Annotated in this window: 26 protein-coding genes; 5 read left to right on the top strand and 21 right to left on the bottom strand. The window is 74.6% G+C overall.

Features of this window, described 5'->3' with window-relative positions:
- Positions 1-38: 38 nt before the first annotated feature.
- Positions 39-386 carry an ArsR/SmtB family transcription factor gene (locus ABD990_RS03300; protein WP_345378569.1) on the top strand — a complete coding sequence of 116 codons (348 nt, stop codon included), beginning with the start codon at positions 39-41 and terminating at the stop codon, positions 384-386.
- Entirely contained in the window at positions 383-784 is a 402-nt protein-coding gene (locus ABD990_RS03295; RefSeq protein ID WP_345378224.1) for a Fur family transcriptional regulator, read from the top strand. The genes ABD990_RS03300 and ABD990_RS03295 overlap by 4 nt, the downstream gene beginning before the upstream one ends.
- A 63-nt stretch (positions 785-847) precedes the next feature.
- On the opposite strand, the gene ABD990_RS03290 is transcribed toward ABD990_RS03295, so the two are convergent.
- Positions 848-1621 carry an SDR family NAD(P)-dependent oxidoreductase gene (locus ABD990_RS03290; RefSeq protein ID WP_345378223.1) on the bottom strand — a complete coding sequence of 258 codons (774 nt, stop codon included), beginning with the start codon at positions 1619-1621 and terminating at the stop codon, positions 848-850.
- Between the two features lie 196 nt (positions 1622-1817).
- On the opposite strand from ABD990_RS03290, the gene ABD990_RS03285 reads away from it, so the two are divergent.
- On the top strand, positions 1818-2435 hold the full coding sequence (locus ABD990_RS03285; RefSeq protein WP_345378221.1) for a hypothetical protein: 618 nt from the start codon (positions 1818-1820) through the stop codon (positions 2433-2435).
- A gap of 59 nt (positions 2436-2494) precedes the next feature.
- Here the strand turns inward: ABD990_RS03285 and ABD990_RS03280 are convergent, their stop codons facing one another.
- Positions 2495-2887 carry a hypothetical protein gene (locus ABD990_RS03280; protein ID WP_345378220.1) on the bottom strand — a complete coding sequence of 131 codons (393 nt, stop codon included), beginning with the start codon at positions 2885-2887 and terminating at the stop codon, positions 2495-2497.
- Positions 2884-3660 carry an isoprenyl transferase gene (locus tag ABD990_RS03275; RefSeq protein WP_345378219.1) on the bottom strand — a complete coding sequence of 259 codons (777 nt, stop codon included), beginning with the start codon at positions 3658-3660 and terminating at the stop codon, positions 2884-2886. The genes ABD990_RS03280 and ABD990_RS03275 overlap by 4 nt, the downstream gene beginning before the upstream one ends.
- Positions 3661-3722: 62 nt before the next feature.
- Here ABD990_RS03275 and ABD990_RS03270 point away from each other — a divergent pair, with 62 nt between their 5' ends.
- A complete protein-coding gene (locus ABD990_RS03270) occupies positions 3723-4625 on the top strand; it encodes a hypothetical protein (protein WP_345378217.1) in 903 nt (300 codons plus the stop codon).
- A 4-nt stretch (positions 4626-4629) separates the two neighbouring features.
- On the opposite strand, the gene ABD990_RS03265 is transcribed toward ABD990_RS03270, so the two are convergent.
- The 9 genes from ABD990_RS03265 to recO form a co-directional block, all read right to left on the bottom strand.
- Positions 4630-5265, bottom strand: a complete 636-nt coding sequence (locus ABD990_RS03265) for a trimeric intracellular cation channel family protein (RefSeq protein ID WP_345378216.1) — start codon at positions 5263-5265, stop codon at positions 4630-4632.
- Positions 5244-6047, bottom strand: coding sequence for an endo alpha-1,4 polygalactosaminidase (locus ABD990_RS03260; RefSeq protein ID WP_345378215.1), 804 nt, complete (start codon positions 6045-6047; stop codon positions 5244-5246). The genes ABD990_RS03265 and ABD990_RS03260 overlap by 22 nt, the downstream gene beginning before the upstream one ends.
- 12 nt (positions 6048-6059) lie before the next feature.
- Complete coding sequence (locus ABD990_RS03255; RefSeq protein WP_345378214.1) at positions 6060-6602, bottom strand: spherulation-specific family 4 protein; 543 nt, start codon at positions 6600-6602, stop codon at positions 6060-6062.
- A gap of 8 nt (positions 6603-6610) precedes the next feature.
- Positions 6611-8026: a hypothetical protein gene (locus tag ABD990_RS03250; RefSeq protein WP_345378212.1), complete on the bottom strand. Its 1416-nt coding sequence runs from the start codon at positions 8024-8026 to the stop codon at positions 6611-6613.
- Positions 8023-9210 (bottom strand): GT4 family glycosyltransferase PelF, encoded by a 1188-nt coding sequence (gene pelF / locus ABD990_RS03245; RefSeq protein ID WP_345378568.1) that lies wholly within the window; start codon positions 9208-9210, stop codon positions 8023-8025. Before pelF ends, ABD990_RS03250 begins: the two co-directional genes overlap by 4 nt.
- Entirely contained in the window at positions 9207-9554 is a 348-nt protein-coding gene (locus ABD990_RS03240) for a DUF3492 domain-containing protein (RefSeq protein ID WP_345378210.1), read from the bottom strand. Before ABD990_RS03240 ends, pelF begins: the two co-directional genes overlap by 4 nt.
- Positions 9551-11494 (bottom strand): hypothetical protein, encoded by a 1944-nt coding sequence (locus tag ABD990_RS03235; RefSeq protein WP_345378207.1) that lies wholly within the window; start codon positions 11492-11494, stop codon positions 9551-9553. Before ABD990_RS03235 ends, ABD990_RS03240 begins: the two co-directional genes overlap by 4 nt.
- A complete protein-coding gene (locus tag ABD990_RS03230; RefSeq protein WP_345378206.1) occupies positions 11491-12450 on the bottom strand; it encodes an NAD-dependent epimerase/dehydratase family protein in 960 nt (319 codons plus the stop codon). The genes ABD990_RS03235 and ABD990_RS03230 overlap by 4 nt, the downstream gene beginning before the upstream one ends.
- Positions 12451-12669: 219 nt before the next feature.
- Positions 12670-13425 carry a DNA repair protein RecO gene (gene recO / locus ABD990_RS03225; RefSeq protein WP_345378205.1) on the bottom strand — a complete coding sequence of 252 codons (756 nt, stop codon included), beginning with the start codon at positions 13423-13425 and terminating at the stop codon, positions 12670-12672.
- Positions 13426-13503: 78 nt separating this feature from the next.
- On the opposite strand from recO, the gene ABD990_RS03220 reads away from it, so the two are divergent.
- Positions 13504-13653 (top strand): hypothetical protein, encoded by a 150-nt coding sequence (locus ABD990_RS03220; RefSeq protein WP_345378204.1) that lies wholly within the window; start codon positions 13504-13506, stop codon positions 13651-13653.
- Positions 13654-13657: 4 nt separating this feature from the next.
- Here ABD990_RS03220 and ABD990_RS03215 read toward each other — a convergent pair whose 3' ends face one another.
- The 9 genes from ABD990_RS03215 to dhaK form a co-directional block, all read right to left on the bottom strand.
- Entirely contained in the window at positions 13658-14491 is an 834-nt protein-coding gene (locus tag ABD990_RS03215; protein WP_345378203.1) for a class II glutamine amidotransferase, read from the bottom strand.
- A gap of 168 nt (positions 14492-14659) precedes the next feature.
- Positions 14660-15586, bottom strand: a complete 927-nt coding sequence (gene era / locus ABD990_RS03210; protein WP_345378202.1) for a GTPase Era — start codon at positions 15584-15586, stop codon at positions 14660-14662.
- Positions 15587-15629: 43 nt separating this feature from the next.
- Positions 15630-16862: an L-2-hydroxyglutarate oxidase gene (gene lhgO / locus ABD990_RS03205; protein ID WP_345378201.1), complete on the bottom strand. Its 1233-nt coding sequence runs from the start codon at positions 16860-16862 to the stop codon at positions 15630-15632.
- Complete coding sequence (locus ABD990_RS03200; protein ID WP_345378199.1) at positions 16859-17215, bottom strand: cytidine deaminase; 357 nt, start codon at positions 17213-17215, stop codon at positions 16859-16861. The genes lhgO and ABD990_RS03200 overlap by 4 nt, the downstream gene beginning before the upstream one ends.
- Positions 17202-18599, bottom strand: a complete 1398-nt coding sequence (locus tag ABD990_RS03195) for a hemolysin family protein (protein WP_345378198.1) — start codon at positions 18597-18599, stop codon at positions 17202-17204. Before ABD990_RS03195 ends, ABD990_RS03200 begins: the two co-directional genes overlap by 14 nt.
- A gap of 32 nt (positions 18600-18631) precedes the next feature.
- Positions 18632-19189, bottom strand: a complete 558-nt coding sequence (ybeY, locus tag ABD990_RS03190; protein ID WP_345378197.1) for an rRNA maturation RNase YbeY — start codon at positions 19187-19189, stop codon at positions 18632-18634.
- Positions 19190-19299: 110 nt separating this feature from the next.
- The gene (ptsP, locus tag ABD990_RS03185; RefSeq protein ID WP_345378195.1) at positions 19300-22128 is read right to left on the bottom strand and encodes a phosphoenolpyruvate--protein phosphotransferase; all 2829 of its coding nucleotides are present in this window, start codon (positions 22126-22128) and stop codon (positions 19300-19302) included.
- A gap of 4 nt (positions 22129-22132) precedes the next feature.
- Entirely contained in the window at positions 22133-22759 is a 627-nt protein-coding gene (gene dhaL / locus ABD990_RS03180) for a dihydroxyacetone kinase subunit DhaL (protein ID WP_345378194.1), read from the bottom strand.
- A complete protein-coding gene (gene dhaK, locus ABD990_RS03175) occupies positions 22756-23754 on the bottom strand; it encodes a dihydroxyacetone kinase subunit DhaK (RefSeq protein WP_345378193.1) in 999 nt (332 codons plus the stop codon). Before dhaK ends, dhaL begins: the two co-directional genes overlap by 4 nt.
- Position 23755: the final 1 nt, after the last annotated feature.

Raw genomic sequence — 23755 nt, 5'->3', positions numbered from 1 at the left:
CCGAGGGTGCGGCCGCCGCCCCCGGGGACGGGACGGTCATGTCGATCACCCACGAGCACGAGGGCACGCTGTGCCCGGCCGCCGAGCCCGCGCCCGTCCACCCGCCGCGCACCCTGACCGCCGCCGGTGACCTGCTGCGCGCCCTCGCCGCGCCGGTCCGGATCGCGATCGTGCTGCAGCTGCTCGACTCCCCGCGCTGCGTGCACGACCTGGTCGACGCGCTCGGCGTCACCCAGCCGCTGATCAGCCAGCACCTGCGGGTGCTCAAGTCCGCCGGAGTGGTCGAGGGCGAGCGGAAGGGACGCGAGGTGCTGTACTCGCTGGTCGACGACCATCTCGCGCACATCGTCGTCGACGCGGTGGCGCACGTTCAGGAGGACGCATGACCACAGGGGGCACCCGGGTGCTGCGCGCGACGAGGCAGCGTGCCGCCGTGTCCGCCCTGCTCGACCGGCTCCCCGACTTCCGGTCCGCCCAGGAGATCCACGAGGAGCTGCGTCGCTCCGGCGAGGGCATCGGTCTGACGACCGTCTACCGCACCCTGCAGACGATGGCCGACGGCGGCGAGGTCGACGTCCTGCGCAACGCCGGCGGCGAGGCCGTCTACCGCCGCTGCTCCTCCGGCGAGCACCACCACCACCTGGTGTGCCGGCGCTGCGGCGCCGCGGAGGAGATCGACGCCCCGGCCGTCGAGGAGTGGACCCAGCGTGTCGCCCAGGAGCACGGCTTCACCGAGATCTCGCACACCGTGGAGATCTTCGGCGTCTGCCGGACCTGCGCCTGAGGTGCACGAACGGCACTCTCGCTCACTAGGTGTGAGCGAGAGTGCCGTTCGTCCATGAGGGGGTCAGGACTTCGGGGGCATCCGGATCGCGCCGTCGAGCCGGATCGTCTCGCCGTTCATGTAGTCGTTGGTGAGCACCTCGACCGCCATGGAGGCGTACTCCTCGGCCTTCCCGAGCCGGTTCGGGTAGACCACGCTCTCCCCGAGGGCGGCCTTGAACGCCTCGGCCTTCTCGCCCTGGCCGTAGATCGGGGTGTCGAACAGACCGGGGGCGATGGTGTTCACGCGGATGCCGTGCCGGGCCAGGTCGCGGGCCATCGGCAGGGTCATGCCGACCACGCCACCCTTCGACGCGGAGTAGGGGGTCTGGCCGATCTGACCGTCGAAGGCCGCCGCCGACGCGGTGTTGAGGATCGAGCCGCGCGAGGTGCCGTCCTCGAGCGGGTCGGTCTTCGCCATGGCCGACGCGGCCAGGCGGCTGCAGTTGTAGGTGCCGGTCAGGTTCACCCGGACCACGAACTCGAAGGTCTCCAGCGGGATCGGCTCGAGGTCGCGGCCGATGATCCGGCCGGCCCGGCCCAGGCCCGCGCTGTTGACCAGGATGCGCAGCGGGCCGAGCTCCGAGGCGGCGTCGACGGCGGCCTTGACCTGCGCCTCGTCGGCGACGTCGGCCTTGGCGAACACGCCGCCGATCTCCGCGGCGAGCTTCTCGCCCCGCTCCTCCTGCAGGTCCAGCACGACGACCTTGGCCCCGCGCTGGGCCAGCAGCCGCGCGGTCGCCTCCCCGAGACCGGACGCGCCGCCGGTGACGATCGCCGAGGCTCCCGTGATGTCCATCAACGCTCTCCTCTCCGCGGCGGCGTCGGTGCCGCCGTGATGCACGTGCATTGTCGGCCCACTCTGCTGTGCCATCGACGTGCTGTCGACCACATCGGGGCACCCGGCGGAGTGGCCGGCGTCTCATATCGAGATCCACCGGGCGTCCGGACCGCATTACCGTGCGCGACACGCGACGAGGCGGGGAGGGCGTGACATGACCGACGGCGGGGCCCAGGAGGCCGCGAACCCGACGGCACCGAGCACGGTGCGCAGGCTCGACACGCCGGAGTCGGGTGAGCTGGCCCAGCTCTCCGCGGTGTTCGAGGACCTGCAGTACGTGCTGCGCTGCTGCGAGCACCTGGTGGCGGCGCTCGCCGTGCCCCGGCCCGACGCCGTGCTGGTCGAGGCGCTGTGGACCGGCGCGCTGGTCGGGTACGTGCGCTGCTTCTCCGGCCGCACGAAGATCCTCACCGACGCGGACGTCGAGTCCCTCGAGCTGGACGACGAGGTGGTGAAGTTCCACAAGACCTTCCCGACCCTGCGCGACCACTACGCCTCGCGGCACGTCAACCCGCGCGAGTCGTTCACCATCGGCATCGCGCAGGCCAACGACGGGCACCCGACGGGCGTCGCCGTCGTCTCCGCGCCCCGGCCCCCGGTCGACGACACCACGGTCCGGCTGCTCGGCCGCATCGCCTACGGCCTGTCCGGGCTGGTCGACGGCCGCATGCAGGAGGCCCAGGCGCGGGTGCTGGAGACCGCCCGGCAGATGACCGCGGCCCAGCTCGCCGAGCTGCCGCTCGTGCACCTCTCGGAGTCCCCCGTCGGCTGACCCCGTGAGTGGCGATGGCTGCCTTGGCGACCATCGCCACCCGCGAGGAAGGCCGGAGGCTACCCGACGAGCTCGGCCCGCATGCTCGACGCGCTGCTCACGACCAGCATCAGCAGCGTCCCCATCGGACCCTCGGCCAGACCGGCGGCGGGGAACGCATAGCGGAGCGTGACGTCCCAGCCCTTCTCCCCGCGCACCACCCGTGGCGTGCCGAACAGCCCCTCGCCCACCCCGAGTGCGACGCGCGTGGGGACGTCCGTCGCCGGGTCCTCGGACACCGGCAGGTCCCAGGCGACGACGCAGGTCAGGTTGAGGACGGGCAGCCCTTCCTCCAGCTCCGTGCCCTGCACCACGCACAGCACCCCGCCGTGGGCGAAGGTGAGCGCGCCGTCCGGGTCGACCTCGATGTCGTGGTAGCGCTCCAGCGCCTTCCGCGCGACCTCCAGGCTCACGAGCTCGCCCTGTCGATCGCGCCGCCGAACCGGCGGTCCCGCCTCGCGTAGATCTCGATCGCCTCCCAGATGTGCCGGCGGTCGAAGTCGGGGAAGAGCGTGTCGAGGAACACCATCTCGGCGTACGCGCTCTGCCACAACAGGAAGTTCGACGTCCGCTGCTCGCCGGAGGACCGCACGAACAGGTCCACGTCCGGCATGTCCGGCTCGTCGAGGTACTTCGCGATGGTCCGCTCGTCGATCTTGTCCGGCCGGATCCGGCCCTCGGCGACCTGCTGCGCGATCTGCTTCACGGCGTCGGCGATCTCGGCCCGGCCGCCGTAGTTCACGCACATGGTGAGGGTGAGGACGTCGTTGTGCTTCGTCTTCTCCTCGGCGACCTCGAGCTCCCTGATCACCGACCGCCACAGCCGCGGCCGCCGCCCGGCCCAGCGGACGCGCACGCCCATCGCGTGCATCTCGTCGACCCGGCGGCGGATGACGTCCCGGTTGAAGCCCATGAGGAAGCGCACCTCGTCGGGGCTGCGCTTCCAGTTCTCGGTGGAGAAGGCGTAGGCGGACAGCCACTTCACGCCGATGTCGATGCAGCCCCGCGCGACGTCCATCAGTGAGGCCTCACCGCGGCGGTGGCCTTCGATCCGGGGCAGGCCGCGGGCGTTGGCCCAGCGGCCGTTGCCGTCCATGACGAGGGCGACGTGGTTCGGGACCAGCTCCGGCGGGATCGCCGGCGGCCGGGCGCCCGACGGGTGCGGCGGCGGGGGCTGGAAGGGCACGAACACGCAGCCTACGACCGTGCTCCCTGGACTCCGGGCCCGACCTGCTGTACGCACTGCACATGGGGGCGTGGTTCACGGAGACGTTCGTGGCGACCGGTCGGCTCCCGCTGTTCTCCTTCCTCTGCGCCTTCCTCGTCGCCTTCCTGTTCATCCGGTTCAGCGTGCGGATGATCCGCGCCCAGGTGTCGTGGTGGCCCGGCAACGTCACGCCGGGCGGGCTGCACATCCACCACGTCGTGTTCGGCATGGTGATGATGCTGGTCGCGGGCTTCGGCCTGATCGCGCTGGCGAGCGCGGACGCGATGGTGCCGAACGTGATCCTGGCGAGCCTGTTCGGCATCGGCTCGGCGCTGGTGCTCGACGAGTTCGCGCTGATCCTGCACCTGTCGGACGTCTACTGGAGCACGCAGGGCCGAAGCTCGATCGACGCCGTGTTCGTCGCCTTCACGGTCACCGGGCTGTTCCTGTGCGGGCTGCACCCGCTCGGCTTCAACGACGACTTCATCGGCGTGACCACGGGCGACGCCCTCGAGGTCGCGCTCACGCTGGTCTTCTTCGCCCTGCAGCTGCTGCTCGTGGTGATCACGCTCGCCAAGGGGAAGCTGTGGACCGGGCTGCTCGGCCTGTTCCTCACCCCGCTGCTGCTCGTCACGGCCATCCGGCTCGCGCGGCCCGGCTCGCCCTGGGCGCGCTGGCGGTACCTGGTCCGGCCGAAGAAGATGGAGCGCGCGGTGCACCGGGAGAAGCGGTTCCGGGTGCCGGTCGTGCGGGCGAAGATCGCGGTGCAGGAGGCGATCGCGGGCCGGTTCGACGCCGACCCGGAGCAGCGCCACGCCGTCACCGAGGCCGCGCACCGGGAGGCGGAGCGGGCCGCGGTCGACGCCGCCGAGGCCGTCCGGCGGGCGGGCCCGATCGGCGCGACGCGGATCGCCGTCGCACCGACCGAATCCGAGCCCGTGTGAGGGTTCAGCCGGCCACCCGCGGCAGGTTCCAGCCCAGCCACACCGCGACCAGCCGGAGCACGATCGTGACGACGGCGCCGAGCGCCAGCACCACCGCCCGCGGAGCGCCGTAGCGCAGCCCCACCGCGGTGACGCCCGCCCCGGCGAGCGCGGCGACCGCGTAGACGTCCGAGCGCAGGACCAGCGGCACGCCGCCCAGCAGGACGTCCCGGATCACGCCCCCGCCGACCCCTGACGTGGTCCCGAGCAGCGCGGCGAGCAGCGGCGACATCCGATGGTCGATCGCCTTCGCCGCGCCGACCACCGCGAACAACGCGAGCGCGGCCGCGTCGAGCGGGATCAGGACCTCGCGTGGGACCTCGCTCACCGTGCTGTGGAGCAGCACGACGACCGCGCCGCCGGCGAAGGCCGTGATCGGGTAGGCGAGGTCGCGGAAGACGGCCGGCGGGATGTCGCCGAGCAGCAGGTCACGGATGATCCCGCCGCCCACCGCCGTCACGAACGCGATCACGAGGACGCCGAAGACGTCCAGCCCCGCCGCGGCCGCGGTCAGCCCGCCCTGCAGCGCGAACAGCGCCGTCCCGGCGAGGTCGACCGTGCGCAGCAGGTGGGCGGGCCTCAGACGGCCGCGACGGGGCACGGCTGCACCTCCGCCGTGAGATCCAGCGGCTTGCGGATCGACAGGAAGCCCGCCGGGGCCGGACAGAAGGCGGCAAGCGGCAGCTCGTACTCCACGTGCAGCACGGGTTTGCCCTGGTCGACGAAGGGTTCGAGGGCCGCGCACTCGTCGTACCGGGCGCACTGCTCGTTGACCGCGAAGTCGAAGTCGTCCACGAGGTCGTGGACCTGGTCGAGGTCGTTCTTCAGCCCCACCGTCAGCCCGCGCTCGTGGGCGAGGTCGGCCAGCATCCGGTTGAAGGCGAGCTGGTCGGAGGCGCTGAGGGGGAAGCCGGAGTCGTTGGCGTAGCCGTCGACGTTGTCCGGCTCGACGCCGTCGAACCCCTTCTGCTTGCACAGGTCGAAGCGGGCGGCGAGGAAGGGGCGCAGCTCCTCGGGCCTCGAGACGTCCAGCCAGCGCTCGCCCGGCCAGTCGTCGAGCGGGGCGCCGATCAGCTCCGGTGGGATCGCGCCGTGGTCCGGTCGCCAGTCCTCGGCGGCGCCCGCGTTGACGTAGCAGATCACCGTGCGGCCCCGGTCCTTCAGGTCCGTGACCGTCTGGGCGGAGGTCTCGAACAGGTCGACGTCGAAGGTGCCCGCCTGCACGGAGGTGTCGATCGTGCCGGTGAGCTGGTACTGCCAGGTCCCGCTCGGCGGCGGCTTCGCGGTCGCCGAGGCGCAGGCCGCGAGGACGCACACCGCCATGACGACCGCACCCGCGCGCCACGCCCTCACCAGGGCCACCCCGAGGGGAGTCCGTCCCACGGGTTCGGCATCCTACGGTTCCGTCGCGTAGCCGAGACACGCGCCGAGCGCGGCTGCGCGCCGCAGGACCCCGGGTTGGGCCTCTGTGCGCACTCCGTGCACCAGGTGCCACGTGACCCCGGCCGGATCCGGGCCGGTCAGCGCCTCGTGGGCGGCCCAGTCGCCCTCGAACGTCACGACGACGTCCGCGAGCGCCAGATAGCCCGGGTCTGGCCGCACGCCGGGGTTCAGCAGCAGCGGCCGCGGCAGGTGCTCGGCGAGGGCCGCGTAGTGGTCCAGGTGCTCCCGCCCGGAGGTCACGCGGTCGAGGAAGACCGCCTCGACGCCGTGCAGCCGCCGGTGGGCCTCGACGTCGGCGAGCACCTCGGCCACCGGGCGTCGGGCGTAGGCGGTGTCGACGTAGCCCGCGACCAGGCCGCTCAGCGCGGGGATCGCCGCGCGGTAGGCGGGGTCGCCCGTCCCTGGCCCGGTGGCCGGGTTGACGACCACGACCTCCGCGGGCCCGAGCCGCGCCCAGCCCGCCGCCTCCCGCTCCGGGTGGAAGTACGCGGGCACACCGACCCTCATCGGTGCCGGACCGGGATCCCGACGGTCCGGCGCACCTGCACGGCCAGGACGAGCAGCATCGCCGTGCCGACGCCGAGGTGCCAGACGATCGCCGTGGTGCTCGACAGGTGCGGGTGTCCGCCGTGGGCGAGGAGCGCGGCGAGCGCCGTCACGCCGGCCGCGAGGACCAGGAGCACCCGGTCCCCGCGGCCCAGCAGACCGAGCAGGGTCGCGGCGAACAACGCGGTCCCCAGCACGAGGTAGTCCGCGCCGAGCAGCACGGCCCGCGGGTCCCCGGAACCCGCGAGCAGCACGGCGCCGGCCATGGCGGCCGCCAGGGCCCCGGCGAACACGAGGTGCGCGCGCACCGCCAGCCACAGGGCCCGCACGGCGAACCGGGCGGTCGACCGTTCCTCGGCGAGCAGCGCCACACACCGCGCGCGGAACCGCTGCGCCAGGGACTCGGCCAGCCCCATGCCCAGGACCAGCGGCAACGCCAGCAGGGTGACCGAGAGCGGCAGCGGATCGAAGCCGGGGTCCACGAGATGGTCGATCGCCGGGAACACCACCAGCACGGCGACGAACAACCCCTGTCCGACCTGCACCCCGGCCTCGGCCAGGTCCCGGCGGGCGGGGCGGACGAGCGGGCGCTGGGCACCCCGGGTGGCGAGCAGGGCGAGCCCGACGGCGAGCACGACGGAGCTCGCGGCCCACGACAGGTCCCGCACGGGGACCCCCGTGGCGAAGGCACTCACCGGCCCCGCGCCGGGCTGCCGGAGCGCGATCACCGCCCCGACGACCGCGGGCACCAGCGCGACCAGCAACCACGGCTCGCGCCCGCAGAGCAGCAGCACGACCGCGGCGAGCAGGTACGCGGCCTGCCCGGTGAGGAGTAGGACCGTCGTGAGGTCCACGGACATGGTCGAGGTGAACACCAGGGCGGCGAGCACGGCCCCGCTGGAGGCGAGCAGCGCGAGCACGATCCCGACGAGCAGCGCCCGGCGCAGGAACCGCTTGGCGCCGGGGAGATCGAGGTTGTTCAGGTGCGTCCAGGCCATGCTCGTCACCCCGTACCCGGCCGCCCAGGCGGCCAGCAGCCCGGCCAGGACCAGCCCGGACGCAACCGGGTCCCCGGCGGGCAGGGAGGCGAGCGCGACCAGCGCCGGGATCGCGTAGAGCACGCCGCGGGTGTGGAACCACCAGCGACCGTGCGGCGCGCGCGGGCCGGGTCGCGCCGCCGGTTCCGAGAGCCCGCGGTGCGGGTCGGCGAGCGCGAGCTCACCCAGGGCGAAGACGTCCGTGGTGCCGAACCGCTCGGCGGCGACCACGTCCGTGATCCCCGCGCTCTCCAGCACCACCGCGGCCTCGAGCGGGGTGGTGGAGGAGGCCGCGGCATGGTCCAGCGCGACCCGCCGGGGATCGAGGGCGCTCACGCCCGGTCCCGCTGCCCGACGAGATCCGCGACGGTCCGGAGCGCGGGCTCCATCGGTCCCCGGTCACCCACCACCTCGGCCTCGCCCGGACGGTACGTCGGGAAGGAGCTCTCGCCCGAGGGTGCCGTCCGCGCGTCGGGGAGGGCGGACTCGAGCGCCGTGTGGCGTGCGTAGGTCTCGCGAACCGAACTCAGGAAGTCCGCCCGGGTGAAGTGCGCGAGCGCGTGGTCCCGCCCCTTCGCCGCCAGCGCCGCCCGGCGCTCCCGGTCGGTCAACAGGGCCACGCAGGCGTCGGCGAACGCGACAGCGTCCCCCGCCGGGACGACGATCCCGCCGGGCCCGACCGCCTCGGCCGTCCCCCCGACGTCGGTCGCGACGGTCGCCCGGCCGGACATCGCCGCCTCGATGATGGTCAGCGGGAGGCCCTCGGAGACGCTCGACAGCACCACGATGTGCCCGGCCTCAAACGCCCTGGTCACCGGGCTGACCGGGCCCGCGAAGTCCACGGCCGCGGCCACCCCCAGGTCGGCGGCCAGGGCGTGGCAGGAGGCCGCGTAGTCCTCGTTGCCCTCCGGCACCCCACCGAACAGTCGCAGCCGCGCCCGCGGCACCCGCTCCCGAACCAGCACGAAGGCGCGCAGCAGCGTGTGCAGGTCCTTCAGCGGGTCGATCCGACCGGCGAACACGACGGTCGGGACCTCGGGCTCGGTCTCCAGGGTGGGGAGGACGTCCACGCCGTTGGGCAGCACCCGGACCGCCTCGGCGCCGCCGCGGCGGGCCCAGCGGGCGTTGAACCGGCTGACCGGCAGCACCTCGTCCGCGCGGCGGTAGCCCAGCTCGGTCAACCGGGCGTAGAAGCCAGCGAGCGCCGCGCGGGCGACTCGCGATGGCGCCTCCCGCCGCGAGGCGAGCAGCCGCTCGCGCAGGTAGACCCCGTGCTCGGAGAGCAGCACCGGGGTGTCGTGCTCCCACTTGGCGAGCAGCCCCAGCAGCGTTCCCGGCCCGTTCGCCGTGCAGTGCACGAGATCGGCGCGCGGCGCGGGCAGCTGCAGCGGGCGCAGGAAGTGTTCCACCAGGTCCGTCACGGCGAGCGCGTCCGCCAGGGTCGGGTCCAGGCCCGGCACCCGCGCGGCGACGTCCACGACCAGCTCGACGGCCGCCTGGCTGCGCAGCGCCGGGGTCAGCTCGATGGTGCGGGCGAGCTCCCGCAGCGCGCGCAGGCCTCGGTGAACCAGGTGATCGGCGCGTCCCGCAGGACCGCCTCGAGGAGGTGCGCGTAGGCCGCGACGAGCCGGTGGTCCGCCGGTCGGGCGCGGCGCCGCCGCGGCGGGTCCGCCCACAGCCCGACCCGCTCGACCGCGACGAGGTTCGACGGGCTCGCGTACCGTGCCGGCTCGCGCCCGGACCCGGTCAGCGCGACGACGGAGAACTCCACCTCCGGCAGCCCGCGGACCAGCTGGTCGCACCAGTCACTCACCCCGCCCGGGTGGACCGGGTAGGTGCCCTCGGTGATCAGACAGACCCTCATACCCGCCGCTCCCCCGACACCTGCACCCACGCCGAGCGCGTGGTCCCGTACGCCTCCCCGAACGACGACCCGGCGGGCATGGTCAGCGGGACCAGCCCGTCCCCGACCACGGTGACCGCCCCGTCCTGCACCCAGGCCCGGACGGTCGGCGCCGCGGCCGCCCAGTCCGCCTGTCGCCGCAGCTCGTCCCGGCTCTGCGTCATGGTCGGCACCAGCACCGGACGGGCCTCGGTGTAGAGCGCCCCGTGGCCGTCGAGCACCTTCTCCAGCACCGGGTAGAGCGTGCGGTCCTCGGTGAGCTGCGGTTGGTGGACGTAGTGCGGCCGGGGATCGTTGCCGAGCACGTGTCCGAGCGCCTTCGCCGCCTCCGCGAGCACGATGACCTGGGCGAACGCCGCAGCCGGATCGCTCCGCTCGAGTGCCGGGACGCAGCCGCCGTCCGCCTCGCAGGTGCCGTCCCCGCCGTCCGCGCGGCTGGTGTGGGACCACGCGTACTGGTCGACGGTTTCGGCGAAGGTCGCCGTGTCGTAGTCCAGGTCGATGGGGTGCCTCGGCACGGTGAGTGCCGCCCCGATCCGGCGCTGGGCGGGTTCCTTGGAGGCGTCGGAGGCGATGGTGCGGACGCCTTCGGCGTCCAGCGCGCCGGCCAGCCACGGGTTGTCCTCGGCCATCTCCTCGTCCCCGCGCAGACCGCTGTGCTCGCCGGTGACCAGCTCCTCCGGGTCCAGCGGCAGGCCGTGGACCCGCGCGAACTCGAGGTTGCGGGCGATCTGGTCCTCGATCTCGGAGCCGGGGACGTACCGCGTCCAGCCGAGGATGGGGACGGTCGCGCACCGCCACGGCGTCACCGAGTAGTCGCGCACGCAGCCGAGGTAGAGGTGGGACCAGGTGTGGTTCAGGAAGCCGAAGGCCGTCTTGTGCGCGACGAGCGCGGCGAGCAGCGGATCCTCGCCGTTCGGGACCGCCGCGGCCGAGCCCGCCCCGTTGAACGCCAGGTCCAGCCGCAGCCCGTGCTGCGCGGACCAGGCCGCGGCGTACTCGACGTCTGCGGCCGTCATCCGGATCGTCGGCACGGCGGCAATCCCCGGAGGGCAGTCCGCCCCGTACGCGCAGTGCGCGCCGACGACCCAGCGGGCGTCCGGGAGCAGCACGTCGTCGACGTGCACGGCGAACCAGTCCCGGCGCACCCCGAGGTGGGTGCCGCGGGTGAGCCACTCGATCAGCCCGGGTGCGAGTGCGGTGAACTGGGTGGATCCGGCCTCGAAGGTGAGGGCCAGGCCGAGCTCCTCCCGCCCGTCGACCGCCAGGACACCGGCGACGGCCCCGCTGCGTCCGCCGTCCGGCGAGGTCGCGGTGAGCAGCGGTGTATAGCCGGGCAGCGGGGTACCGATCTCGGCCCAGGTGTCCCCGTCGACCGGCACCGGGCCGCGCATGTCGCCGAACCCGTCCGCCTTCGCGGCCGGGGTGAGCTGCGTGGTGATCCCATCCACCTGCCCGGACCAGCCGGTGGTGTCGGAGGGCTCGGCGAGCCCGGTGGCCGGGAGGGCCGTGATCAGGGCGTTGATCTGCCGCAGCCCGAACTCCCGCTCGAGGTCGTGGACGGCGGCCAACTCGGCGGGGGTGAGGGCCTCCGGCGACTCGTTCGGCAGCACGACGCCCTGGTAACGGGAGTGCGGCACGTCGTCCGGGAGCGTGAGGGCGGCGGCGTCCAGATGCGGGCGGACCGGGTCGGCGAGATCGACGACGTCGATCGGGACCCCGCCCGCGGTCAGGGCGTCGCGGACCGCCTCGACCTCTGGTTGACCGTCGGTCACGACCAGGACGCGCATCTCGACCCGGGGGCTCGCGGCGCTCGCGGGCGGGGTGGTGAGTGCGGTCGCCACCAGGCTCGCGAGCAGGAGGAGGACGACGGGGACGACCGGGACGGCACGGCGGGTCATCGCAGGGTACGGATCCAGCCGAGGGTGTCCGCCAGCCCCTCGTCCAGCGGGAGCGGCGCGGCGAGACCGAGATCGGCGCGGGCCCGGCGCACGTCCAGGCAGCTGCGCCGGACCTCCCCAGGCCGCCCGGCGACGAACTCCGGGGCCAGGTCCGATCCCAGCACGGCGGCGATCCGGTCGGCCAGGTCGCGCACCGAGGTCTCCCGACCGCTGCCGATGTTGTTGACCCGGTGTCGCGGCGCGGGCGCGAGCGCCGCGGCGAGGTTCGCCGCCGCCGCGTCCCGGACGTGCACGAAGTCCCGCGTCTGCGCCCCGTCCCCGAAGATCACCGGGCGCTCCCCGGCGAGCAGCCGGGCGCAGAAGATCCCGACGACGCCCGCCTCGCCGCGCGGGTCCTGCCCCGGGCCGTACACGTTGCCGTACCGCAGGGTCAGCACGTCCAGGCCCTCCGCGCGGCGGAACCATTCGGCGTAGGACTCGGCTGCCAGCTTGGACGTGCCGTAGGCGGACTCGGGCGCGGTCGGCGCGGTCTCCGGGGTCGGGACCCGCACGCCGACGCTGTACACCGCGCCACCGGTCGAGGTGTTCACGACCCGCCGGACGCCCGTCGCGGTCGCCGCGCCGAACACGTTGATCGAACCGAGGACGTTCACGCCCGCGTCCTGGAAGGGCTCGCTCATCGAGAACCGGACGTCGATCTGCGCGGCAAGGTGGAACACGACATCCGGCTCGAAAGCGGCGAACGCCGTCTTCAGCGGCCCCCTGTCGCGGATGTCGTGGCGGAGCAGTTCGGCCGATCCGCCACCAGTGCGGTGCAGGTTCGCGACGGAGCCGCGGCTCAGGTCGTCCACCACCAGCACCCGCGTCCCCCGCCGGACCAGCTCGCCGACCAGCGTGGATCCCACGAACCCCGCGCCGCCGGTGACGACCGCGCGCGGGATGACCGCTCCGTCCACCGTTCCCCCACTGTGCGAGCCGCCCCCGACGCAGGGCGATCACGGGATTCCCGCCCCGCTACCGCGCCAGATTCTGCGAACGACTTCGTCCTGGCGGCGCGGCGCGTTAGTCGCTCCTGTCCACCTCGCCCCAAGGAGACCCGAACGGCCGCAGCGGATTCGGCGGAGACGACCACCCGAACGGCCCGAGACGAACAGGGCCTCCCGAGCGAGACGAGCTCACCGCAGGCTGGGGTCGCCGCGGCGCTCCACGAGGGGCAGCGAGCGGAGCTGGCGCTCCAGGTGCCACTGCAGGTGCGCGGCGACCAGGCCGGAGGTGTCGCGGCGGGTGGGGGCCTCGGCGGCGTCGGCGACCTCCCAGTCACCGTGCAGCAGCGCGTCGAGCAGGGTGAACACGGCGGGGCCGGGCAGGACCGAGCCGGGCGGGCGGCACACCTCGCACACCGCGCCGCCCCCCGCGACGCTGAACGCCCGGTGCGGCCCCGGCGAGGCGCACTTGGCGCACTCGGTGATCGCCGGCGCCCAGCCCGCGTGGCTCATCGCGCGGAGCAGGAAGGCGTCGAGGATCAGCGAGGCGTCCCGCTCCCGTCCGGCGAGCGCCCGGATCGCGCCGACGAGCAGCAGGTAGACCCGCAGCGTCTCCCCGCCCCCCTCCTCGGACACGAGCCGGTCGGCGGTCTCGAGCATCGCGCAGCCCGCGGTGTAGCGGGAGTAGTCGGAGACGACGCCGCTGCCGAACGCGTCGAGGGTCTGGCACTGGGTGATGACGTCGAGGCTGCGGCCGGTGTAGCACTGCACGTCGACGTGGTTGAACGGCTCGAGCCGCGCGCCCCAGCGGGAGCGGGTGCGGCGCACGCCCTTCGCGACCGCCCGGATCTTGCCGTAGCGCCGGGTCAGCAGCGTGACGATCCGGTCCGCCTCGCCCAGCTTCTGCACGCGCAGCACCACACCGGTGTCGCGGTACAGGGTGCTCACCGGGGAAGCCTACGACCTCCGGTCCGCACCCACGCCGCGACCGGCCGATCGACCGTCGAGGCCGAGGACGGCAGCGTCGTGGTGTTCGACGAGTGGACCAGCAGGGAGGGCTTCGAGGCGTTCTTCGGCGGGCAGCGCGAGATCCCGGACGTCATGCGCGCGGCGGGCGCCACCGAGACCCCGACCGCGGCCAGCTACCGGATCATCGAGACCACCGACAGCTACTGACCCCTCACCCCGGCGGCCGTGGCCGGAAGGGCTGTTCGACGTCCGGTCCCTTCTGCAGCACGAGGGCCGACGAGGGCGGCACCTCGTGCCACAGCCCCGGCAGGTCGGTGAGCGGTTCGGAGACGACGGCCCGGGAGTCCTCGGCGAAGTGCTGCCAGCGCTCGTCCTCGGGGTAGAGCCGGCGCAGCGCGTCGACCTCGCTGCTCACGTAGAGCGTGTTGACCACGGGGCCGCTGGCGTACCGGACCGCGTAGAGCCGCTCGCCGTCGGCCACCCCGACGGTCATCTGCAACGGGTGCTCGGAACCCACCGCGCGCCCTGCGGCCTCGACGAACCCCGCCATCCGCTCCAACGCGGGCAGCGGCTCCTCCTCCAGCCCGAACGTGAGCGCGAGGTGGAACAGCACCTCCGAGTCCGTGCTGCCGAGGACGTTCGCGAAGAGGTCCGGCCGCACGGCGTAGAGCAGGTCCCGGCGCAGTTCCGACCACCGGTCGACGTAGCCGTTGTGCACGAACAGCCAGTTCCGGTACCGGAAGGGATGGCAGTTCGTCTGCTGCACGGGCGTGCCGGTCGCGGCGCGCACGTGCGCGAGGAACAGCCCGGACTGCACCTCGCCGGCGATCTCGCGCAGGTTCTGGTCACCCCAGGCCGGCGACTCGCTGCGGTACAGGGCCGGCTCCGGGCCCCGCCCGTACCAGCCCAGCCCGAAGCCGTCGCCGTTGGCGATCGCGCTGTCCGGGGAGGCGCGCCTGCTCTGCTCGATCAGCGAGTGCCGGGTGTCGTAGATCAGCTCCTTCGGCTCGATCGCGTTGCCGTAGTACCCCAGCCACCGGCACATCGGCGTCTCCCTCGTCGCGTCCGCGTCACGCTCGCCTACCCGCTGGACCAGGGCCTCACCCGCGCGGGACGACCTTGACAGCGAGACGGCAGAAGTGAGGGGCACCTCAGTTGCGGCGGGAGGTGATGGGTGGCATGCCCTGGCGGGACCGGACGGGCCGGAACCGGATCAGAAGCCCAGCTTGCGCAGCTGACGCGGATCGCGCTGCCAGTCCTTCGCCACCGTGACGTGCAGGTCGAGGTAGATCTTCGTGCCGAGCAGCGCCTCGATCTGCTTCCGGGCGGCCGTGCCGACGTGCCGTAGGCGCTCGCCGCCGCGGCCGATCACGATGCCCTTCTGGCTCTGCCGCTCCACGAAGATCGTGGCGTGCACGTCGAGCATCGGGTCGTCGGCGGGCCGGTCCTCGCGCTCGATCATCTCCTCGACGACGACGGCGATCGAGTGCGGCAGCTCGTCCCGGACCCCCTCGAGGGCGGCCTCCCGGACCAGCTCGGCGACCAGCGTCTCCTCGGGCTCGTCCGTCAGCTCGCCGTCCGGGTAGAGCGGCGGGCCCTCGGGCAGCTTCGCGACCAGGAGGTCCGCGAGCAGCTGGACCTGGTACCCGCTCGCCGCCGAGCAGGGCACCACGTCGGCGAACTCCATCAGCTCGGTCATCTGGGTGAGCCGCTCGGCGATCTGCTGCGGCTGCGCCTTGTCCGTCTTGGTGACGACGCCGACGACCGGCGTGCGGCCCGCGACGGACCTCAGCTCGGCGGCGATGAACTCGTCGCCGCGGCCGACCGGCTGGTCCGCGGGCACGCAGAAGCCGATCACGTCGACCTCGGCCCACGTCTCGCGCACGACGTCGTTGAGCCGGGAGCCGAGCAGCGTCCGCGGCTTGTGCAGGCCGGGGGTGTCGACCACGACGAGCTGCGCGTCCGGCCGGTGCACGATGCCGCGGATGGCGTGCCGGGTGGTCTGCGGACGCGACGAGGTGATCGCGATCTTCGCACCCGTCAGCGCGTTGGTCAGCGTGGACTTGCCCGCGTTGGGCCGCCCGACGAAGCACGCGAAGCCGGAGCGGAAGTCCTCCGGCCAGGATCCGAACGCGGTCATGTCGCCTCGCTCCGCTCGGCCCGTACGGGCACGTCGATGCGGGTCACAGGGGACCCGGGTTGTCGCCGGTGAGCCGCTCGAGGATCTCGCGGCCGATGGGCAGGGCGGCGGTCGCTGCCGGGGAGGGCGCGTTGAGCACGTGCAGGATCGAACCCCGCCCCCTGCCCTGCTCGACCAGCAGGAAGTCGTCGACGAGCGTGCCGTCCGGCTTCACGGCCTGCGCCCGCACGCCCGCGCCGGCCGGGGTGAGGTGGCGCGCCTCGACCTCGGGCAGCATCCGCTGGATCTGGGTGACCATCGCCGCCTTGGACAGCGACCGGTGCACCTCGCCCAGCCCGTAGCGCCAGTGTCGCCTCGCGACCCGCAGCATCCCGGGGTAGACGAGCGAGCCCAGCAGCTCCTTCGGCTTGACCGTGCCCCAGGAGTACCCCTCGCGGGCCAGCGCCAGGACGGCGTTGGGCCCGGCGTGCACGTGCCCGTCGATCCCGCGCGTGGCGTGCACGCCGAGGAACGGGAAGGCCGGGTCCGGCACCGGGTAGATCAGGCCCTTGACCAGCTCCGCGGCCTCGTCCGTGAAGCCCGAGTACTCGCCGCGGAACGGGATGATCCGCACGCCGGGGTCCGCCCCGGCGGCGCGGGCCAGCTCGTCGCAGCGCAGGCCGCCGCAGACCACGACCCGCTCCCCCAGCAGGTCGCCCTGCCCGGTGCGGACGACGACGTCCGGCCGCGCCGAGGTCTCGCGCCGCACCATCCCGGTGACCGCGCGGCCCAGGTGGATCTCGCCGCCCTCCTTGGCCACCAGCTCGCCGAGCTTCTCGGCGATCGCCCGGTAGTCGCAGATCCCGGTCGAGGGCACCCACAGCGCCTCGAGCCCGCGGACGTGCGGCTCCCGCTCGCGGATGCCCGCCGCGTCGAGCCGACGGGTCTCGACGCCGTTGGCCGCGCCGCGCCGCTCCAGCTCCGCCAGCCGGGGCAGCTCCTCCGGCTCGGTCGCCACGACGAGCTTGCCGCACACCTGGTGCGGCAGGTCGTGCTCGCGGCAGAAGGCGACGGTCTCGGCGCACCCGGCGACCGCGAGCCGGGCCTTCAGCCCACCCGGGGCGTAGTACAGCCCGGAGTGGATCACGTTGGAGTTGTTGCCGGTCTGGTGCCCCGCCAGCCGGGGCTCGCGCTCCACGACGGCGACGCCGAGCCCGCTCCGGACGGCGGCGTACGCCGTGGCCAGGCCGACGATCCCGCCGCCGACGACGACCAGGTCGTACCGGGGCGTGCTCATGCGGACGTCAGCACCCGCACGACCGTGCCGGAGGCGTCCGCCACGATCACCGGCGCCGCCGCGGTCAGGTCGCGCACCGCGGCGACCGAGGCCTCGTCCGCCTCACCGCTCTCGGTGACGACGGCCGCGGCCTCCAGCCCCGGCGCCCCGCTGGACACCGCCGCCGCCACGGCCGCCTGCAGGGCCGTGAGCCGCAGGGACGGCAGCGCGACGGAGGCCGCGGCGTAGGTGCGGCCGTCCGTGTCGCGGACCGCGGCGCCCTCGGCGGCGCCGGTGCGGGCGCGCGAGGAGCGCGCCAGCGTGACGATCTTGGCGTCCTCGGCGTCGAGCTCGGGCGGGTTACTGCCGGACATCGGTCTCCTCCCGGACGTCGGCCTCCTCGGCGGCGTCCTCCTCGGGTTCGGCGGGTTCGACGGGGTCAGGTGCGGTCGCGTCCGGCACGGCGATCGGCGTGACCAGCACGGAGGTGATGCGGACGCGACCACGGGCGTCCTTGCCGCCCTCGCCGCGCAGGTGCAGCAGGCCGTCGACCTCGGCCTCGGCGCCGGGCAGCGGCACCTTGCCGAGCCGCTGCGCGAGCAGCCCGCCCACCGTGTCGACGTCCGCCTGCGCCAGAGCCTCGCGCAGCTGCTCCTCGCGCTCGGTGCCGCTGAACTCGCCGGCGAACAGCTCGGTGAGGTCCTCGACGGGCAGCCGGGCGGCGAGCCGGAGGGTGCCGCCGTCGATCCGCTGGACCTCGGGCACCTCGTCCGTGTCGTACTCGTCCGAGATGTCGCCGACGATCTCCTCGAGGATGTCCTCGATCGTGACGACGCCCGCGGTGCCGCCGTACTCGTCGACCACGATCGCCATGTGGTTGCGGGTGCGCTGCATGTCCTTGAGCAGCTCGTCGATCCGCTTGGAGTCGGGCACGAACACCGGCGGCCGGACGACCTCGACCAGCCGCGCGTCGGGCCGGTCCCAGCCCGCGCCGACGAGGTCCTTGAGGTAGGCGACGCCGATGACGTCGTCGATCCCCTCGCCGAGCACCGGGATCCGGGAGTAACCGCTCTTCAGCGCGAGCCGGACCACCTTCTGCACGGGCGTGTCCTGCTCGGCCCAGACGACGTCCGGCCGCGGCTGCATGACGTCCCGGACGATCGTGTCGCCGAGCTCGAAGACCGAGTGGATCATCTTCCGCTCGCCCTCCTCCACGACACCGCTGGTGCTCGCCATGTCGACGAGCTCGCGCAGCTCGACCTCGGAGGAGAACGGGCCCTCCCGGAAGCCGCGGCCCGGAGTGATCGCGTTGCCGACCAGGATCAGCAGCTTGGTCAGCGGGCTGAGCAGGGTGGCGACGATCCGCACGGGCGCCGCGACCGCCAGGCCGAGGGCGTACGGGTGCTGGCGGCCGAGCGTGCGCGGACCGACGCCGATCAGGACGTAGCTGACCACGACCATGATCACCGCGGCGAGCAGCACCCCGAGCCAGGCCGGGTCGAACCAGCTCGCGAGCGCGATCGTGAGCAGGACGGTCGCGACGGTCTCGCCCATCAACCGCAGCAGGATCAGCAGGTTGACGTAGCGGGCGCGGTCGTCGACCACCTTCGACAGCGCGCGCGACCCGGGCCGGTTCGCCCGCACCAGGTCCGTGACCCGGGCGCGGGAGATCGAGGTGAGCGCGGCGTCGGCCGCCGCGCACAGCCCGGCGACGGGGATCAGGACGATCGCGACGGCGAGCAGGCCGGCGGCGTTCATCTACTCTCCTGCGGTCCTCGGGCGGGGCGCGGTCAGCGCGGCTCGGTCGGGCCGGCCGGGTCGTCGAGCCCGACGGCACCCAGCACACGGGAGTCGCTGCGCCGCTGGGCCTCGCGGGCCGCGGCCTGGGCCCGCTCGGTGCGCCAGTCGTGGAGCAGCCTGTTCTGCAGGGCGAACATCTCGCGCTCCTCGTCCGGCTCGGCGTGGTCGTAGCCGAGCAGGTGCAGCACGCCGTGCACGGTCAGCAGGTGCAGCTCGTCGGAGAGCGTGTGACCGGCCTTGACCGCCTGGTCCCTCGCGAACGCCGGGCAGAGCACGATGTCGCCGAGCAGCGCGGGGCCGATCTCGGGTGCGTCCGGGCGGCGGGTGTCCTCGACCAGCTCGTCCATCGGGAAGGACATGACGTCCGTGGGGCCGGGCTCGTCCATCCACCGTTCGTGCAGCTCGGACATGGTGTCGAGGGTGACCGCGGTGATCGCCAGCTCGACCGCCGGGCTGACCCGCATGGCGTCGAGCGCGTACCGGGCGACGGACACGATCAGCGACTCGTCGACGGCGACGCCGGACTCGTTGACGACCTCGATGCTCACGACGGTTCTCGGACCAACCTTCTCGGGGGCGACGTCGGCGGACGGACTCCCGACGAGGGTAGTCGCACCCCGGTCGGGGCCGGACGGTCGACTCCGGTGGTCGATCGCGGTCAGTCCGTCCCGTCGGCCACGAGCAGGGCCCGCACGGCTGCGGCGTCCGGGGCGGCGAGGGCCCGTTCCGCGAGCGCGGCCGCCTCCGCGGCGTCGACCTCCCGGACGGCCTGCTTGACGAGCGCGACCGCGGGCGGCGCGACGGACAGCTCCCGGACGCCGAGCCCGACGAGCAGCGGGGCCGCGGCCGGATCGGCGGCGAGCTCGCCGCAGACCGCGACCATCGCACCGGACGCGCCGCGGCAGGTCGCCGCGATCAGCTGCAGCACGGCCGGGGAGAGCGGGTCGGCGAGGGCCGCCACCTCGGCCGATCCGCGTTCCGCCGCGAGCGTGTACTGGGTGAGGTCGTTGGTGCCGATGCTGAGGAAGTTCACCGCGGGGGCGAACGCGGCCGCGGTCAGCGCCGCCGCCGGCACCTCCACCATGATCCCGACCTCGAGGCCCGGCGGGCGGCCGCGCCCCTCGACGGCGATCGCCTCGTCGAGGGCGGCCCGCGCGGCCCGCAGCTCGGCGGGAACGCCGACCATGGGGAACATCACGCTCACCGGCGTCGCGTGGGCGGTCCGGACGATCGCGCGGAGCTGGTCGGCGAAAAGCTCCGGGCGGCGCAGCGCCAGGCGCAGCCCGCGGACGCCGAGGAACGGGTTCGCCTCGGCGGGCATCGGCACGTAGGGCAGCGGTTTGTCGCCGCCGACGTCGAGCGTGCGCAGGACGATCCGGCGCCCGTCCAGCGCCTCGGCGACGGCCCGGTAGGCCGCTTCCTGCTCGTCGACGCCCGGGGGTTCGGCCCGGTCGAGGAAGAGGAACTCGGTGCGGACCAGGCCGGCGAGGTCCGCGCCCGTGCCGACTGCGCCGGCGGCGTCGGCGCCGACGTTGACGCCGACCAGGATCTCGGTCCCGTCGCGGGTGCGGGCCGGCTCGTGCGCCCGGGCCCGCGCGGCGGCCGCCTGCTCGGCGCGGCGGGCGAACCGGGCCCCGAAGACCGCCCTGACCTCGGCGGACGGGTCGACGACCAGGCGGCCGGCCGTGCCGTCGAGTGCGAGGGGGGTGCCGGGGGCCAGGTCCAGCACGGCGGGACCCGCGCCGACCACGGCCGGGATGCCGCGGGCGCGGAGCAGGATCGCCGCGTGCCCGGTGGCGCTGCCACCGGCCAGCACGACCCCGACCACGGCCTCCGGGTCCAGCACCGCCGCCTCGGCCGGGGTGAGGTCGGCGGCCACGAGGACCGCGGGTGGAGTGATGGGGTCGGCGTGGATCCGGTCGGTCGGTACGCCCGACGGCGCCGGTGGGGTCGGCGTGCCCGGCGGGACCGCCGCGCCCGGCGGGACCAGTGGGGTGGAGGCCGGCGCGGTCGGGGCCGTGGCGTCGGCGAGCAGGGCGCGGAGCACCTCGTCTCCGACCGCCCGGACGTCCGCGGCCCGGGCGCGCAGGTACTCGCCGGGCAGGGAGGCGAGGGTGCGCTCCGCGTCGTCGACGGCGGCGGCCCAGGCTGCGGGAGCCGCGGAGCCGGCGGCGATCCCGGCGTGCGCGGCGTCGACCACGGCGGGGTCGTCGAGCATCAGCAAATGGGCGTCGAAGATCGCCGCCTCGGACGCGGGCGTGGCGTCGCGGACCGCGGTGATCGTGCGGCGCGCCGCGTTCCGGGCGCGGTCCAGGCGCTCCCGCTCGGCCTCCGGGTCCTCCGCCTTCTCGTCGGGGATCCGCAGCTCCACGGCCCGGTGCAGGCGGGCCGGGCCGATCGCGATGCCGGGCGCGGCGGGGAACGGCCCGCTCCCCTGCTCGGCGGCAGTCCCCGGCCCCGGAGCCGCGGGGCCGCCCGCGTCCAGCGCGGCCGCGGCGGCGGTGCCGGACGGCGCGGCTGCCGCCGGAGCCGGCGGGGCGAGCGGAGCCGTGGGCGCCGGCGCGGCGGACGGCGCAGGCGGGGCCGCGGGCCCCTCGCCGAAGCCCCCGGCGGCGAGGCCGAGCAGGCCGTCGACCGCCTCCTGCGCCTCGGGCCCGCGGGCCCGCACCTCGATCTCGGCGCCCGCGCCGGCGCCGAGCGAGGCCACGCCGGTGAGGCTCGCGGCGGGCACCGGCCCGCGCCCGGCGCGCGGATCGCGCAGCTCGACCTGCGCGTCGAGCCCGCGCAGGGCCTGGACCAGCAGGGCCGCGGGGCGGGCGTGCAGGCCGTGCGGCGGCGTCACCACGAAGGTCCCGGTCGCCTCCACGCCGCCCTCGTCGAGGCCCCCGGCGCGTGGCTCCGGCCCGGACGGTCGGGCCTCCACCTCTGCGCCCGGCCCGGTGCCCGCGCCGGGCTGCGCGGCCGCTTCACCCGGCGCCGGCTCGACCGGCACCAGCTGCGCCGCCTTCGCGTCCGCGCCCGCCGTCGCCTCCGCCGCGACAGCGGCCCGGTCCGCCCCGCCCGCGGCGGCGACGGCGGCCGCCACCAGCCCCTCGACCAGCGGCGCCGGGCAGAGCAGGACGCGGTCCCGGGCCGACGGGTCGTCGAGCAGCTCCAGCGCGAGCTCCGCGGAGAGCACCGCACTGCCGAGGTCCATCAGCACCACGACCCCCGCGCCCGCGTCGGCCGCCGTGATCGCCCCGGCGACCGCGGTGGCGTCCGTGCCGAAGGTCGTCTCGTCGAGGCCCGCCGCGACCTCGATCCGGACCGCCTCGCCCTCGGGGCCGTGCAGCATCTCGCGGGCCAGCGCGACCGCCGCCTCGCCGAGCGCCCGGCTGTGCGACACCGCCACCAGCCCGACCGGCGACCCCGCGCCCCCGGCCGGACCACCGGCGGCACCGGCGGCACCGGCGGCACCGGCACCGCCCGCGTCGGAGCCCTGCGTCACCCGCTCACCCCAGGGTCGCGGCCGCGGCGGCGACGAGCAGGGCCGCGGACGTCGCCCCCGGGTCCTGGTGTCCCACGCTGCGCTCGCCCAGGTAGCTCGCCCGGCCCTTGCGCGCGAGCATCGGGATCGTGGCGTCCCGGCCGGCGTCGGCGGCCGCGGAGGCCGCCCGCAGGGCGTCACCCAGCGACCCGCCGCCGGCCAGGGCCTCGTCGAGGGCGTCGAGCGCGGGGGCCAGGGCGTCGTACATCGTCTTGTCCCCGGCCTCCGGACGCCCGCGCGCGACGACCCCCTCGAGCCCGGCCCGGAACGCCTTGGCGAAGCCCGCCGGGTCGAGCTCGGTGACCTCGCCGGCGGCCGTGCCGAAGCGCAGGAACAACGTCCCGTACAGCGGCCCGCTCGCCCCGCCGACCTTGCTGACCAGCGTCATCCCGACCTGCTTGAACGCCGCACCGGCGGTCGCGGGCGGGTTCGCCTCGAGCGCCTCGACGACCGCGCCCATCCCGCGGGCCATGTTGATCCCGTGGTCGGCGTCGCCGATCGCGGAGTCGAGCGCCGTCAGCTCGTCGCGGTGCTCGGTGACCTGCCGGGCGAACTCGCGCACCCAGCCGAGGAGCTGGTCGGAGGTGGTCATGCGCCCCACCGCAGGCCCGGCGTGCGGACCGGCGCGTCCCAGAGACCGATCAGGTCGTCGTCGGCACGGAGCAGGGTGACCGAGCAGCCCGCCATGTCCAGGCTCGTGATGTAGGGACCGACGAGCGAGCGCGCGACCTGCACCCCGGCGCGCTCCAGCAGCGCCGCGACCTCGCCGTACATCAGGTACAGCTCCAGCAGCGGGCTCGCCCCCATGCCGTTGACGAAGCAGATCGCGGGCCCGGAGGTGAAGTCCGCGTCGGCCAGGATCGGCTCGACCAGCATCTCCGCGATCTCCTTCGCGGGCGCGAGCGGCACGCGGCGCCGGCCCGGCTCGCCGTGGATGCCGATGCCGATCTCCATCTCGTCGTCCGGCAGGTCGAAGGTCGGGCGGCCCGCGGCGGGCACGGTGCACGAGGTCAGGGCCATGCCCATGCTGCGGCCGCGGTCGTTCACCTTGCGCGCCACGTCCGCGACCTCGGCGAGGCTGCGGCCCTGCTCGGCGGCCGCACCGACGATCTTCTCCAGCAGCACCGTGGTGCCGACGCCGCGGCGACCGGCGGTGTAGAGGCTGTCCTGCACGGCGACGTCGTCGTCGACGACCACGGCCTGCACCTCGACGCCCGTCTTGGCCGAGGCCAGCTCCGCCGCCATCTCGAAGTTCATGACGTCGCCGGTGTAGTTCTTCACGATGTGCAGCACCCCGGCGCCGCCGTCGACGCCCTCCGTCGCGGCCACCATCTGGTCCGGGACGGGCGAGGTGAAGACCTCGCCGGCGCACGCCGCGTCGAGCATGCCGGGGCCGACGAAGCCGCCGTGCATTGGCTCGTGCCCGGAGCCACCGCCCGAGACCAGGCCGACCTTGCCCTGGACGGGCGCGTCGCCGCGGAAGACGACGCGGTTCTCGAGGTCGACGCGGAGCTCGGGATGCGCGGCGGCCATCCCCCTGAGCGCCTCGACGACGATGTCGGCCGGGTCGTTGATCAGCTTCTTCATG

The sequence above is a fragment of the Pseudonocardia yuanmonensis genome (assembly GCF_039542425.1).
In the GTDB taxonomy this organism is placed as follows: Bacteria; Actinomycetota; Actinomycetes; order Mycobacteriales; family Pseudonocardiaceae; genus Pseudonocardia; species Pseudonocardia yuanmonensis.
Note: the sequence above shows the minus strand (reverse complement) of the source record. Positions and strands in the feature narration are given on the sequence as shown.